This is a genomic window from Uliginosibacterium gangwonense DSM 18521 (assembly GCF_000373965.1).
In the GTDB taxonomy this organism is placed as follows: domain Bacteria; phylum Pseudomonadota; class Gammaproteobacteria; order Burkholderiales; family Rhodocyclaceae; genus Uliginosibacterium; species Uliginosibacterium gangwonense.
Map to the genome: position 1 here is coordinate 220340 of NZ_KB892834.1, position 13910 is coordinate 234249.

A 13910-nucleotide genomic window follows, 5' to 3' on the forward strand; every position below is an offset into this window, starting at 1 on the left:
GCATTTCACTTCTTGACATGCAGACCGCATTCCTTGTTCTGGGGATCTTCCCACCACCAACGTCCCGCCCGGATATCTTCTCCCACGGCGATGGCACGCGTACAAGGCGCACAGCCGATGCTGGGATAGAACTGATCATGCAGGGCATTGTATGGCACCGCATGAATGCGGATATAGGCCCACACTTCCTGCTCGCTCCAGTCAGCCAGCGGATTATATTTTTCCAACCCATTGCCAGCATCATACTCCCGCACCGGCAAATCTGCCCGCGTGGTGCTTTGCGCAGCGCGCATCCCGGTAATCCAGGCCTTTTTGCCTGCCAGTGCGCGACGCAGCGGTTCGACCTTGCGGATATGACAGCAGGCTTTACGCAGTTCAACCGAATCGTAAAATGCGTTGATACCTTGCGTACGCACGTACTCTTCAATCGCGGCGGTATTCGGGAAGAATACCTTGAGCTTGGCGGCGTAATGCTTTTCCACCTCACCCATCAGCGTGTAGGTCTCGGCAGGTAGGCGGCCGGTATCCAGCGAGAAAATCTCGATCGGCAGCCCTTCACGCAAGATCAGATCGGTAAGCACCATGTCTTCCGCGCCAAAACTATTGGCAAAGGTCACGGCACCATGCTCTTCAGCGATAGCATGCAGCAATTCCAGCGCATTGGCCCGCTTGACGGCCACGTTCATGCGCAACACATCGGTCAGTTCCGGGTTGGTGGCCGGATTGCTCACACGCGGACGGATAATGGAAAAAGTCTCGCTCATCGCCTAGCCCCTTGCATGCCGACGCCATAGCGGCTGATCCACCACCACTGCTGCCTGATACGGTTCGGTAAAATCCTTGAAGGAAGCCAGCGCCTCTTCTGCCGAACGATCTGCACGAATCTGGAAGGCATCGAAGCCACAGCGTCGCAGGAAGTAAAGCTGGTCGCGCAGCACATCGCCCACCGCCCGCAATTCACCCTTAAAACCAAAGCGGGTACGCAGCAGATTGGCCGTGGAATAGGCGCGCCCATCCGCAAAACGCTCAATGCTGATCGCCAAGAGCGGGAACACGTTCAGATCGGCCTGATCTTCGACCAATGCTTCGATCATTTCGTGGGTTTCCAGCCATACCCCCAGCTCACCCACCGCCACACGGGCAGCGAACTCGGCTTTACGCGCCAGCCATACGGCCAGCGGCACCACAATCTTGCCCTGCGCGGGAATCTGGGTAGCGGCGATCTGCTCCGGCGTAGCCGTCTGGGCGCCCGTCAGTTTGAACAGCACCACCTTGCCCGCCTGCTTCTTCACTTCTTCCTGCGCAGCGGGGTATTGCACAAATTGCCACGCGTCATCCGCCACAATAGCGGCGTTAGCAGCCTGAATTTTGATCAGATTAGACATTGCGGGCCTCTACTTTCTTGCTGCCGGGTTGGCGATCTGCATAAACGCGCTCTTTGAACGGTGCTACGCCCAAACGGCGCGCCGTATCAATAAAGCGCTCTTCCGGCGTGCGGTTTTCCACATACACATCAATGAGGCGCTGGACCACACCGGCCACCTCATCCGCTGCGAAAGAAGGGCCGATCACCGAACCCAGGCTGGCGTCATTGCCTTGCTTGCCGCCAATGCTGACCTGATACCACTCCGAACCATCCTTATCCACGCCCAGCACACCGATGTGACCGACGTGGTGGTGACCGCAGGAATTCATGCAGCCGGATATATTCAATTCGAGTTCGCCAATATCATACTGGTAATCCAGATCATCAAACTGACGCTGGATCGCCTCGGCAATCGGAGTGCTCTTGGCATTGGCCAGATCACACAAGGAACCGCCGGGGCAGCAGATGATGTCGGTAATCAGGCCGATGTTGGGGGTCGCCAGCTTCGCCTCCCGTGCGACTTGCCACAGGGCATACAGTTCGCTCACGCGCACATCCGAGAGGATGATATTCTGTTCATGCGTGGTGCGTAGCTCGCCAAAGCTAAAGCGATCGGCCAGCCCGGCAATGGTGTCGAGCTGCTCCGCCGTGACATCACCGGGCGGCACGCCTGTCACCTTCAATGACATCGTCACGGCACGGTAGCCCGATACGCGATGGGCATGCACGTTGCGTTTGACCCAGTTGGCAAAAGCCTTGTTTTCCGCCACTTGGGCATCAAAGGCAACGTCGGTATCCGGCAATTGGGCGTAATCCGGCGCGGTAAAGTATCCGGCAACCCGGTCGAATTCCGCCTGGGTAATCGTCAACACACCATCTTTGTGATAGACCCATTCAGCTTCAACCTGACGCTTGAATTCTTCTACGCCTAAGGCTTTGACCAGAATCTTGATCCGGGCTTTGAAGGCGTTGTCACGACGGCCATGACGATTGTAGACGCGGATGATCGATTCGCAATAGCTGATCAAATGCTGCCAGGGTAGTGCTTCTTCAATCACTTCCCCGAGGATCGGGGTACGCCCCAGCCCACCGCCGACCCATACCTTGACGAGTAATTCACCGGCTGCATCACGATAGAATTCCAAACCAATGTCATGCATCTGCACCACGGCGCGATCTTCGCGGGTGCCACTGACGGCAAATTTGAACTTACGCGGCAGGAGCGCGAACTCGGGGTGGAAGGTGCTCCACTGACGCAGGATTTCTGCCAGCGGGCGTGGATCGACCACCTCGTCAGGCGCAATCCCGGCGAATTGATCAGTGGTGATGTTGCGGATGCAGTTGCCGGAAGTCTGGATGGCGTGCATCTGCACGGTGGCCAACTCGGCCAGGATATCCGGCACGCGTTTGAGTTCCGGCCAGTTGAGCTGGAAATTCTGGCGTGTAGAAACGTGGGCATAGCCCTTGTCGTATTCACGCGTAATATGCGCAAGCGTGCGGATCTGGCGTGAATTGAGGAGCCCATAGGGCACCGCGATACGCAACATGGGGGCATAGCGCTGGATGTAGAGCCCGTTTTGCAGGCGCAGGGGGCGGAACTCTTCCTCCTTCAGCTCGCCTGCCAGGTAACGACGGGTCTGGTCGCGGTACTGGGCGACACGCTCGTCCACCAGCCTCTGGTCATATTCGTCATAAATGTACATCGTTCAATCTTTCTCGCGGGGGATTTTCAATATGCAACAATGAGTTTCGAGCCGATCAGCACCAGCATGCCTGCCAGAATGGGGCGCAGAACCTTCTCTGGAATTTTCGCTGACACAAGGCTACCCACCCAGATGCCGGGCAGGGAGCCAACCAACAGGCTGCCCAGCAGCATCCAGTCGATAGTGCCCACAATCCAGTGGCCGATCCCGGCAACCAGGGTCAGGGGAACAGCATGAGCGATGTCTGAACCCACAATCCGATGCGCAGGCAAGGAAGGGTACAGGAAAAACAGCGCCGTCACACCCAAAGCCCCTGCGCCTACTGAGGAGATGGACACCAGCACGCCCAGTATCGCCCCTGTCAGTACTGTCAGGGCAAAGGTGCGGCGTGGATTGGGCTGACTCGGTGCGCGGCTCAGGGCAAAGGCCTGGAGCTTCTTGCGGAACACCAGCGCCACGGAAGTCAGAACCAGTGCGATCCCCAGGGAAAAGGAAATCAGCCCCTTGGCGCCTTCGAGCCCACCGGGCAGAAAATTGTGTACCACCCACAGGGTCAGCGCGGCGGCAGGGATGGAGCCCAGCGCCAGTGCGCGGGTGATGGCCCAATCCACCGTACCACGCAGGCTATGGGCCAGGGTGCCACCGCTCTTGGTGATGGAGGCGTAGAGCAGATCCGTGCCCACGGCCACGGAGGGTGAAACTCCGAATAACAGCATGAGCAGCGGCGTCATCAGGGAACCACCGCCGACCCCTGTCAGGCCAACAATCGCGCCCACTACGAATCCGGCGACGGGGTACAGGAAGTCCATGAGCTTGCTTTCCGAGAGTTTTGCGTTGGGTCAAATAGTACCTAGGAGATATAGAGAGGTACCCGGGATTTTTGTTTGCTACTTAGAAGAATTTGTAATATACGTTTTACTTCTGTGTGTGCATCAAAGGACTGCCCATGAATCTGCAACAACTCCGCTATGTATTGGAGGTCACCAAACACAAGCTTTCGGTGTCGGATGCAGCCGATGCGCTGTTTACCTCTCAACCGGGGGTGTCCAAGCAGATTCGCCTGCTGGAGGAAGAGCTGGGGGTGGAAATCTTTGCCCGCCATGGCAAGCGTCTGACCGAAATCACCGAGCCGGGGCAGGAGGTGCTCAAGATCGCCGAGCGCATGCTGCGCGAGGCAGACAATCTCCGCCAGGTGGGGCGGGAGTTTGTGGATGAAGATGCGGGCAAGCTCACCATCGCCACCACCCATACCCAGGCCCGCTATGCACTGCCGCCGATCGTGGCGGAGTTTCTGCGCCGCTTCCCCAAAGTTCAGTTGCACATCCACCAGGGCAACCCGAAGCAGATTGCCGAGCAGGTGCTCAATGGTGAAGCGGACATCGGGATTGCCACCGAGGCGCTGGCCGATTACCCGGAACTGGTGTCCCTGCCCTGCCGCCAATGGAACCGCAGCATCATCGCCCGGCCAGGGCACCCGATCCTGCGTGAAAATCCACTGAGCCTGGAGGTCATCGCCCACTTTCCGGTCATCACCTACGACTCGGCCTTTGCCGGGCGCGGCGCCATCAATCGCGCCTTCCTCTCGCGTGGCCTGCGCCCCAATGTGATCCTCACCGCGCTGGATTCAGATGTGATCAAGACCTATGTGGCCATGGACCTGGGCGTGGGCATCATTGCCAGCATGGCTTTCGACCCCCTTGTGGATCGTGGCTTGCAAGCGATAGATGCCTCACACCTGTTTGAATCCTCCACCACGCGCATCGGCCTGCCCCGCAACGCATGGCTAAGAGGGTATGCGTATGCCTTCATCGAGCTTTTCGCCCCACACTTGTCGCGCAAGATGATCAGTGCCGCCATTGATGGCACCAGCGGTAGCGACCCAGGGCTGTAGGCGCTTCAGAACGGCGGGGCAGGTGCCGTAAAAGACTTTGTCATCCGTTCATGGAGTCTGTGTGTGCTTGAACGATTGAAAGCCCTGTTCGGATTCGGCCCCCGGCCCACCAGCCCTGCCAACGCAGCCATACCAGAAGCGCCCCCTCCCCCAGCGCCTGCCATGGGTGGGGCAGCCCAATCCGTCCCACCAGCCATCCTCCCGGCGGTCGATGCCCCGGCCCAAGCGGGTGAAGCCGTTCTGGTCCATCGAGAGGTGCTCGACGAAGAACTGGCTGTGCGTGGCATCGAGTTCTTCATCCGGGGCGAATTGCAAGACAAGCTCAACACCCAGCGCACAATGACCCGGCGCTTTCTCGACGGCATGCTGCTGGACCACCTGATGAGCCTGCGCCAGCGCCCATTGCGTGAGCGCAGCGTCTGGGTGCAGCTCACCGAGGCCAGTCTGATGCGCCTGGGAACCAGCCGATTGCCTCCACAAGCCCATGTGCTGTTGCTGGCCAACAACCTGGAACACAGCGCAGGCGCAGATACCCGTGAAACCCTTGCCACCATGCAGGCCGCCGGGCATCAGGTGTGGCTGGATGATTGCCCGGACAGCCCCTGGTTTGCCAGCCTAGCGGACATTGCTTACGGCACAACGGTGCGCATGGCCTTACGGCTACCCATTGAAACGGTCGACATCCTCCGCCGCATCCACGAAGCACACCGCCACCTGCACCTGGGCGCCTGGGATGTTGGCAGCATTGAGGACTATGAACTGGCGCGCAAACTCGGCTGCAAGCGCTTTTCCGGCAGCTTCGTCACGCGTCGCCAGGATTGGAGCGGCAACGAACTCTCGCCCCAAATGCTTGGTGTGGCCTCGCTCATCAACCAAATCCGGGAGGAATCGAACTTCCGCGCCATTGCCCAGGTGCTCAAGCAGGACATGGCTATGTCATACCGTCTGCTGCGTTACGTTAACGCCGCCGCACAGGGGCTCAACCAAAGAATCTCATCAATCGAACAGGCGCTGGTCATGCTCGGCCAGGATCAGTTGGACCGCTGGCTCACCCTGGTGCTGCTCTCGGGCGGCGCGATGCGGGATGCAGCACTCACCGAAGTAGCCCTGATTCGCGCCCGCTTCCTGGAACGGGTAGGCAGCCAGCGCCTTCCCCCCGAGCAATGCGAACGTCTCTTCGTGCTCGGGCTATTCTCCATGCTAGATGTGGCGCTCAAAGTGCCGCTGGCAACCGCAATCCAGCCATTGCGCCTGCCGGAAGTGATGAATGAAGCGCTGCTCCACCGCCAAGGCCCTTACGGCATGTATTTATCCCTGGCCGACGCCTGCGAACGGGGTATTTCCCATGAAATCTGCAAATATGCGCTGATGCTGGGGCTGACCACCAGCAAGATCAGCATCTATCAGATAGAAGCCATCAACTGGGTGGCGGAAATTTCGGCCAAGCCGGTGGATGCTACAGACATCTAAGCAATGCCTGACAAGCGACGCGCTTGCTGGCAATCAGCGATCCGCCAGGGCCAGACGGACCCCCAACAGGGCAAAGACGGCGGCAAAACTGCGCTGCAACCACCCCAGGATGGATGGAGACCTGAGTACGTAAGCACGCAATGCAGCCGAAACCACGCCATACACCACGAAGACCAGCAATGTCATCGCCATAAAAACAATACTGAGCGTAAGCATTTGCAGCACGGGTGCGCCAGCATCCACCGAAATGAATTGCGGCATGAAGGCCAGGAAAAACAGCGTGAGCTTGGGGTTGAGGAAGTTGAGCATCACGGCGCGGAGCACCACCGATGCCATGCCACGTTCATCCCCCTCTGCATCCAGCCGTGCAGCCCCTTTGGCACGCCAGGCCGACCAAGCCAGATAGAAAAGGTAGGCCACGCCAATGTATTTGAGCGTATGGAAGGCCAGCGCACTCATGTGCAAAATCGCGGCCAAGCCCAATAGTGAAGCCAGCAGATGCGGAACGATTCCGAGCGTGCAGCCCAGAGACGCAAACAGGCTGGCACGCGCACCACGAAACAGCCCGGTAGAAATGGTATACACCACGCCGGTGCCGGGGATCAGCACCACAACCAGGGATGTAATCAGGAATTCAACCGACACCATTGCGGACTCCCAAACAGATCGTTGCCTACATCATCCCCTCATCCTGCCGCGCCAACAAGCCTCAGGTTTTCTTGCGGGCACGGGGATGGGCGGCATCATAGACCTTGGCCAGATGCTGAAAATCAAGATGGGTATAGACCTGGGTGGTGCGGATGTCGGCGTGCCCCAGCAGTTCCTGCACGGCCCGCAGGTCCCCTGATGATTGCAGCATGTGGGTGGCGAAGCTGTGGCGCAGCATATGCGGATGCACGTGCACCGGCAGCCCCTTGGTTTTGGCCCAGCGCCCCAGGCGGACGCGAATCATCGCGTCTGACAGGCGGGTGCCGCGCTGGCTCACGAACAAGGCGGCTTCGCCCGCAGCAGCAAGCTGAGGCCGCACTGCCAGCCACGCCCGCAAGGCCCGCCGTGCGGCCTCGCCGACAGGTACGCTGCGGGTCTTGCTACGTTTGCCGAACACGATCACTTCATCGCCCTGCACCGAATACATGCCGCTGACATCCAACCCGGACAATTCGGCCAGACGCAGGCCGGAGGAATAGAACAGCTCGAATATGGCGTGATCCCGAATTTCCAGCAGCCCCTCAACCGGGGCATCGAGCAGCGCCCCCGTCTGCTCAACCGACAGGGCCTTGGGCAGACGTTTGGCGCCGCGAGGTGGCCGCACATCCAGCACAGGGTTGTGGGCCAGACGCCCCTGACGGACGTGCCAGCGATAAAGCCCCCGCCAGGTTGACAACACACGCGCCAGGGAACGCGGCTCCAGCCCCTGCATATGCAGGCGGGCGGCAAAGCGCCGGATGTCTGCCATCTTGAGCGCTTCAAGCGAGCGCCCGGCTTTCAGTTCATGCAATTTGCGTAAATCAATCTCGCTGGCACGTAATGTATGTGCAGACATGCGCCGCTGGGTAGCCAGATAATCAAGGTAGCCCGCCAAGGCGTCTTCCAGAACGGGAGCTTGAACGGCTTGTATAGACTTGCGCAAAACGAACTCCTAACTCGCGGAAAAGTTACCCTGCCAGATGCGGCCTGAAGCAGTGTCGCCCCCACCCGACATGCCTAATCTGTTGATTTCTTGGGGCGGATATTCATCAGCATGATGAATGTGTCGCCGCCGGGCGACAGACCGACACTTGCATTTGTCACGCAAGCCTTTGTTTACAAAACAATTTCAAATATGGCACAGGGTTTGCGAATACACCAGGGTGAGTGCGGCCACTATGCCACGCTCCTCCCCCATTCACTCAAGAAGGAGAGACGCTTGAAACTTTCGCACCCCACCCAAACCCGCATCACTCGCGGCTTTTTGCTGATGTCCCTGCTGTATCTGTCGCTCTCCAGCGTACAGGCCGCAGGTACGCCGGATTTGAAGAACCTGAATTTTGCCGATGTCGACCGCAATCACGACGGAGTCATTGACATGCAGGAAGCCAGCGCCATTCCTGAGCTGGCTGCCATCTTCAAATCTGCTGACACAAACCAGGATGGATATTTGACTGAGAAGGAGTTCCAGGCCGCTATCAATCCCACCCGCTGATTTATGACCCCAGGATAGCAACGCGACCGACAGCGCGTTGCCCGTCCTTGCTTCTCCTCATGCCGGTCTGCCCCCCAGACCGGCTTTTTTCTGCACACGGCCCGATTCAGCCGATCTGCTTGAGTACCGCCGCCCCGACCAGATCGCCAATGCGTTCGACATACATGGTGCCCATCTCGGGGAAAAAGCGTTGCGGGTCTTCGCTGCCCAGGGCGAGCATGCCAAATACCTGGGCATCGCGGCGCAGGGGGATCAGGGCCATGGACGCCAGATGCTCGGCTGATTCACCAAACCAGTCGAGAATCTCGGGAAACTGCGCTGGGCCGCAGTAAGGCTGGCGCAGATCGGCGGCGAAGAAACGTAGTTCTTCGCTGACCTCGATGAACTCTTCGCTTGGGCGCTTGAGGATGCTGTTCCAGATTCGCAACAGCACATGTGGCACCGAGAAATCATCTTGCAGGTGCATGTACACCGTGTGATTCACCGACTCGAAGGTATCCGCCAGCAGCAGAGACAGGCTCAGGCGATGCACCTTTTCGGCAATCATGTCGTTTTCTTCACCAAACCCGACCAACTCGGAGAGCTTGCCCTGGACCTGGGCGAGCTTTTCGCGCAGGGTGAGCAGTTGCCGCTCGGTCAGCGAGATCGCCTGCCCGTTCTGCGGGTGGGGCACGGTGATGTGCGCCAGCAGATCGGGGTTTTCATCAAAGAACTCGGGGTGTGCCTGTAGATAATCGCTGATGTCTTTTGCTTGCATCGGAATTCCGTTCACGTTCATTCAATCTCGTTACTGATCTCGATGACGCCTTCAAACACCGAGACTGCCGGGCCGGTCATCAAAACCGGAGTGCCTGGGCCCGCCCACTTGATATTCAAGCTGCCGCCGTGCGTCTGAACCCAGACATCGGCATCGAGCAGGCCGCGCAGGATGCCCGCAACCACCGCCGCACAGGCGCCCGTGCCACAAGCCAGGGTTTCGCCCGCGCCACGTTCAAATACGCGCAGACGGATTTCGCCTCGATTGACGATCTGCATGAAGCCAGCATTGACCCGTGCCGGAAAGCGCGGATGATGCTCAATCAAGGGTCCCAGATGTTCTACCGGGGCGGCCTCCACATCAGCCACCACCTGTACAGCATGCGGGTTGCCCATCGACACGGCGGTGATCGAAAGCGCGTGCCCATCAACCAGCAAATCATGCTCAACTGCATCTTGCTCGGCCACAAAGGGAATGCGCTTGGCATCGAGCGCCGGCACGCCCATGTTGACCGTCACCAGCCCATCTTCGGTCAGGCGTGGCTCAATGATGCCAGCCTTGGTTTCAACCCGGATGGCATGCTTGCGGGTCAGCCCCTTATCGACCACAAAGCGTGCAAAGCAGCGCGCGCCGTTGCCGCATTGTTCCACCTCGGAGCCTTCGCAGTTGAAGATGCGGTAGCGGAAATCCACATCGGGCTGGCTGGGGCGCTCCACGATCAACAGTTGATCGCAGCCCACGCCAAAGCGGCGGTCGCCCAACTGGCGGGCCAGCGCAGCATTCATGTGCACAGGCTGGTTGATCGCGTCGATCACGACGAAATCGTTGCCCAGGCCCTGCATCTTGGTGAATTGAAGTTTCATCCCTGCATTATCCCGCATCAGACCAACAAAGCTACCGCATCACGCCAGATACAGCGATCCATCACCACCTGCATGCCTGCAGCCTGAGCGCGCAGGGCCTCGGCCTCATTGACCACCCCTTCCTGCAACCACAGGTGAGGGGCCTTGATGGCAATTGCATCATCGATGATCGGGGCGATATGCGCGGGGTCCCGAAACACGTCGGCCACATCAATGGCAAACGGGATGTCGCGCAGGGAAGCATATACCTTCTCCCCCAGGATGGTGTCAGCCGTCGGGTGAACCGGCACGATTCTGAATCCCAGTTTCTGCAAACCGGCGGCTACATGGTAGCTGGGGCGGTCTTCCTTGGGAGAGAGGCCGACCACGGCAATCGTCTTGACGGATTTGAGCAGGCTACGCAGATCGTCTTCACTCGGGTTGGCAAACATGGTTTGGCTCCTGACGAACGATAGAGAAGGATTCAGTAGAATTTTGCCTCGCCCGGCGGGCGGGTCTTGAAACGTTTATGCACCCAATAATACTGCTCCGGGCTCTTGCGCACTTCGGCTTCGATGTAGGCATTCATTCGGGCCGTATCCGCCACGGCATCCTCACCGGGGAAATCCTGCCAGGGTTCGCCAAATTCGGCCAGATAGCCTTGGCCCCAGGGCTTCATGCGCACAATCAGCGGCACCACCACGGCCCGGGCGAGCTTGGCGATACGCGGCAGGCCTGGCACAGTCGCCGTCTGCACGCCAAAGAAGGGCACAAAAACCGATTCCTTGGGGCCAAAATCCAGGTCCGGCAGGTAGTAGAAGGGGCGGCCCGCCTTGAGCGCCTTGACTGCGCCACGAATGCCATCCTGGCGCGAGAGCAGCTCCTGCTTGCCAAAACGCAGGCGGCCATGGAGCAGCATTTTCTCCAGCACTTTGTCGTTTTGCGCGGAGTACATGCTCACGCAGTCCATTTCCATGGCCATGCGGCTACCGGCCATATCCAGGCCCACAAAGTGAGGCACGAGTATGACCACGGCCCGCCCCTGGGCGTGGAATTCGCGGATTTTCTCCACACCGCGCAATTCGACGAGTTTGCGGATGCGGGATTCAGAGGCCCACCAGATCACGCCCCGTTCGAGCATCGAACGCGTCACCGCCACCACGATGCGGCGTGCCATGCGGCGGCGTTCGGCCTCGCTCAATTCAGGAAAACACAGGCGCAGATTGGTCAGCACCACCCGACGCCTCGGCACCACCGCTACATATAGCAGTTGTGCCAGCAACCAGCCCCAGGCGGCCTGCACAGGTAGGGGCAGCCAATGGAAACACCAGAGGAAAAATAGAATGACTCGGGTCATGATTCAGATGAAACCGGTGACGTTACGCCAGCCGGAACTTTGTAACGATTGTAGGACCACAGATACTGCGAGGGGCACTTAAGGATGATGCGCTCGACTTCGCGGTTGAGCGTTGCCGCCCGCGCATCAATGCTGCCATCCAGTGTTTCCTGCAACTCTTCCACATGGATGCACCAGCCCTTGCCCGCGATGCGCTCGCCCCAGAAGAGCAGCACCCCGGCCCCCTGGACTTCCGACAAGCGTGCAGCCAGGGTCATGGTGTAGGCAGGGCGGCCAAAGAAAGGCACCCACACCCCTTCGCCCTTGCCAGGAGCCTGATCAGGCAAGAGGCCGGTCGCCTCGCCCTGGCGCATTGCCTTGATGAGCCGCCGCACCCCAGACAGATCGGCAGGGGCAAGCTGGATCTGCCCCCGCTGCCGCCCAGCGCGCAGAAAGGCCTCGGCTTCGGTGAGTTTTGGGGGACGGTAGAGCACAGTCATCGGCATGCGTGCGCCGATGTACAGCGAGATGATCTCGAAGCAGCCCAGATGCGGGGTCAGCGCCACCATTGGACGGCCTGCTGCACGCAGGGCTTCGACCTTCTCCCAGCCTTCCACCCGAACCACCTTGGCCAAGACTTCGTCGAGCGGGCGCAACCAGACAAATGGCAGCTCAAACATCATCCGGCCGGTTTCCTGCGCATTTTTACGCAATTCATGCCCTTTCGGGCTGCGCCCGAGGGCCAAGGCCATATTGGCCCGGGTACGGCGACGTTGGGCTGCACTGCAAAGATACACCAGCCACCCCAGCAGACCGCCCCAGGCGTGCAGGATGGGCAGCGGTATGCGGGCCAATAAACGGAATAAAGGGGGAATCAGTTGAGAAAGACGCACTTCGATAACAATGCAAAAATGGACAAAATCTGGCAGGCGCAAGCTACGCCCTCCCTTGACGCTTGCATTATAGGGGCTAGTTGCGTCTATAATTACAAATCCGCCGAGTTAAACAGACAACTTGCAGGGCGGACGTGCAAATACTGCTAAAGCGTCGACCGCTCACCAAAAACCCCGGAGTCGGCCGCGCCGACGATCATCCGGGGTTTTTTGTTTTTTTAGGAGCCGTAACATGGCTGAATACCTGTTTACTTCGGAATCGGTTTCCGAAGGCCATCCCGATAAAGTCGCTGACCAGATTTCCGATGCAGTGCTGGATGCCGTCCTGGCAGAAGATCCCAAGGGCCGTGTGGCCTGCGAAACACTCGTGTCCACCGGTCTGGTAGTGATTTCCGGTGAAATCACGACAACGTCCCACATCAATTACCGCGAAATCGCGCAGAACGCCGTGCGCCGCATTGGCTACGACGACTCCGAGATCGGTTTTGACTACAAGAGCTGCGCCGTGCTGGCCGCGATCAACCGTCAGTCCCCCGACATCGCTCAAGGCGTGAATGAAGGCCAAGGGCTGGATCTGGAACAAGGCGCGGGCGACCAAGGCTTGATGTTCGGTTACGCTTGTAACGAAACCGCCTCCCTGATGCCGTTGCCGATCTACTACGCGCACCGCATCATGCAGCGTCAGGCTGAAGTCCGTAAGGATGGCCGCCTGCCTTGGCTGCGCCCGGATGCCAAGAGCCAGCTCTCCGTGCGTTACGTCGACAACAAGCCGGTAAGCATCGACACCGTGGTGGTGTCCACGCAGCACAGCCCGGAAGTCTCCCACGCGCAGATCGAAGAAGCCGTGATCGAAGAGATCGTCAAGCCGGTACTGCCCAAGGAACTGCTCTCCGACAAGGTGCGTTACCTGATCAACCCGACGGGTCGTTTCGTGGTGGGTGGCCCGCACGGGGACTGCGGTCTGACCGGCCGCAAGATCATTGTCGACACCTACGGCGGCATGGGCCGTCACGGTGGTGGCGCGTTCTCGGGCAAAGACCCCTCGAAGGTTGACCGTTCCGCCGCCTACGCGGCCCGCTACGTGGCCAAGAACATCGTGGCTGCGGGTCTGGCTGACCGTGTGGAAGTGCAGATCGCCTACGCCATCGGCGTGGCCCGCCCGGTCTCCCTGTCGGTCAACACCTTTGGCACCGGCAAGATCAGCGACGAGAAGATTGTCGCGCTGATCGAAGCGAACTTCGACCTGCGTCCGAAGGGCATCATCCAGAGCCTCAACCTGCTCCGCCCGATCTACTCGAAGACCGCCGCCTACGGCCACTTTGGCCGCGACGAGCCGGAATTCACCTGGGAAGCAACCGACAAGGCTGCCGCCCTGCGTGCTGGCGCCGGGTTCTAATACCCGCTCAACCGGGGCGAGCCACCTGCGCCCCGGTCAAAATACAAAAGGCCGCTGATGCGGCCTTTTGCTAT

General features: G+C 59.4%; 15 protein-coding genes. 4 read left to right on the plus strand and 11 right to left on the minus strand.

The genetic code is table 11. From position 1 onward, the window contains the following. Positions 1 to 5: 5 nt before the first annotated feature. Genes B145_RS0100995 through B145_RS0101010 form a run of 4 tightly spaced genes read right to left on the minus strand, consistent with a single transcriptional unit; the run spans position 6 to position 3878 of the window. On the minus strand, positions 6 to 764 hold the full coding sequence (locus B145_RS0100995) for a phosphoadenylyl-sulfate reductase (RefSeq protein WP_018604530.1): 759 nt from the start codon (positions 762 to 764) through the stop codon (positions 6 to 8). 3 nt (positions 765 to 767) lie between these two features. Next, positions 768 to 1385, minus strand: a complete 618-nt coding sequence (locus B145_RS0101000; protein ID WP_018604532.1) for a DUF934 domain-containing protein — start codon at positions 1383 to 1385, stop codon at positions 768 to 770. After that, entirely contained in the window at positions 1378 to 3069 is a 1692-nt protein-coding gene (locus tag B145_RS0101005; RefSeq protein ID WP_018604533.1) for a nitrite/sulfite reductase, read from the minus strand. Before B145_RS0101005 ends, B145_RS0101000 begins: the two co-directional genes overlap by 8 nt. A gap of 26 nt (positions 3070 to 3095) precedes the next feature. Then, positions 3096 to 3878, minus strand: a complete 783-nt coding sequence (locus tag B145_RS0101010) for a sulfite exporter TauE/SafE family protein (RefSeq protein WP_018604534.1) — start codon at positions 3876 to 3878, stop codon at positions 3096 to 3098. A gap of 137 nt (positions 3879 to 4015) precedes the next feature. Between B145_RS0101010 and B145_RS0101015 the strand changes: the two genes are divergently transcribed. Beyond that, a complete protein-coding gene (locus B145_RS0101015) occupies positions 4016 to 4960 on the plus strand; it encodes a CysB family HTH-type transcriptional regulator (RefSeq protein ID WP_018604535.1) in 945 nt (314 codons plus the stop codon). Positions 4961 to 5023: 63 nt separating this feature from the next. Continuing rightward, positions 5024 to 6430: an EAL and HDOD domain-containing protein gene (locus B145_RS27130; RefSeq protein WP_018604536.1), complete on the plus strand. Its 1407-nt coding sequence runs from the start codon at positions 5024 to 5026 to the stop codon at positions 6428 to 6430. 33 nt (positions 6431 to 6463) lie between these two features. Here the strand turns inward: B145_RS27130 and B145_RS0101025 are convergent, their stop codons facing one another. Both B145_RS0101025 and xerC read right to left on the minus strand, forming a co-directional pair. After that, positions 6464 to 7078 (minus strand): LysE family translocator, encoded by a 615-nt coding sequence (locus B145_RS0101025; protein WP_018604538.1) that lies wholly within the window; start codon positions 7076 to 7078, stop codon positions 6464 to 6466. A 61-nt stretch (positions 7079 to 7139) separates the two neighbouring features. Then, positions 7140 to 8060: a tyrosine recombinase XerC gene (gene xerC / locus B145_RS0101030; protein WP_018604540.1), complete on the minus strand. Its 921-nt coding sequence runs from the start codon at positions 8058 to 8060 to the stop codon at positions 7140 to 7142. A 276-nt stretch (positions 8061 to 8336) separates the two neighbouring features. Here xerC and B145_RS28480 point away from each other — a divergent pair, with 276 nt between their 5' ends. Then, the gene (locus tag B145_RS28480; protein WP_018604542.1) at positions 8337 to 8612 is read left to right on the plus strand and encodes an EF-hand domain-containing protein; all 276 of its coding nucleotides are present in this window, start codon (positions 8337 to 8339) and stop codon (positions 8610 to 8612) included. Positions 8613 to 8718: 106 nt separating this feature from the next. On the opposite strand, the gene B145_RS0101040 is transcribed toward B145_RS28480, so the two are convergent. The 5 genes from B145_RS0101040 to B145_RS0101060 are packed head-to-tail and all read right to left on the minus strand — an operon-like array spanning position 8719 to position 12440. Further along, complete coding sequence (locus tag B145_RS0101040) at positions 8719 to 9390, minus strand: DUF484 family protein (RefSeq protein ID WP_018604544.1); 672 nt, start codon at positions 9388 to 9390, stop codon at positions 8719 to 8721. Then, positions 9387 to 10232, minus strand: coding sequence for a diaminopimelate epimerase (gene dapF, locus B145_RS0101045; RefSeq protein ID WP_026258703.1), 846 nt, complete (start codon positions 10230 to 10232; stop codon positions 9387 to 9389). The genes B145_RS0101040 and dapF overlap by 4 nt, the downstream gene beginning before the upstream one ends. Before the next feature lie 17 nt (positions 10233 to 10249). Next, the gene (locus B145_RS0101050; RefSeq protein WP_018604548.1) at positions 10250 to 10663 is read right to left on the minus strand and encodes a CoA-binding protein; all 414 of its coding nucleotides are present in this window, start codon (positions 10661 to 10663) and stop codon (positions 10250 to 10252) included. 32 nt (positions 10664 to 10695) lie between these two features. Continuing rightward, positions 10696 to 11568, minus strand: coding sequence for a lysophospholipid acyltransferase family protein (locus B145_RS0101055; protein ID WP_018604550.1), 873 nt, complete (start codon positions 11566 to 11568; stop codon positions 10696 to 10698). Continuing rightward, positions 11565 to 12440 (minus strand): lysophospholipid acyltransferase family protein, encoded by an 876-nt coding sequence (locus B145_RS0101060; protein WP_245541809.1) that lies wholly within the window; start codon positions 12438 to 12440, stop codon positions 11565 to 11567. Before B145_RS0101060 ends, B145_RS0101055 begins: the two co-directional genes overlap by 4 nt. A 232-nt stretch (positions 12441 to 12672) precedes the next feature. Between B145_RS0101060 and metK the strand changes: the two genes are divergently transcribed. Then, on the plus strand, positions 12673 to 13836 hold the full coding sequence (gene metK / locus B145_RS0101065) for a methionine adenosyltransferase (protein ID WP_018604553.1): 1164 nt from the start codon (positions 12673 to 12675) through the stop codon (positions 13834 to 13836). Positions 13837 to 13910 lie beyond the last annotated feature (74 nt).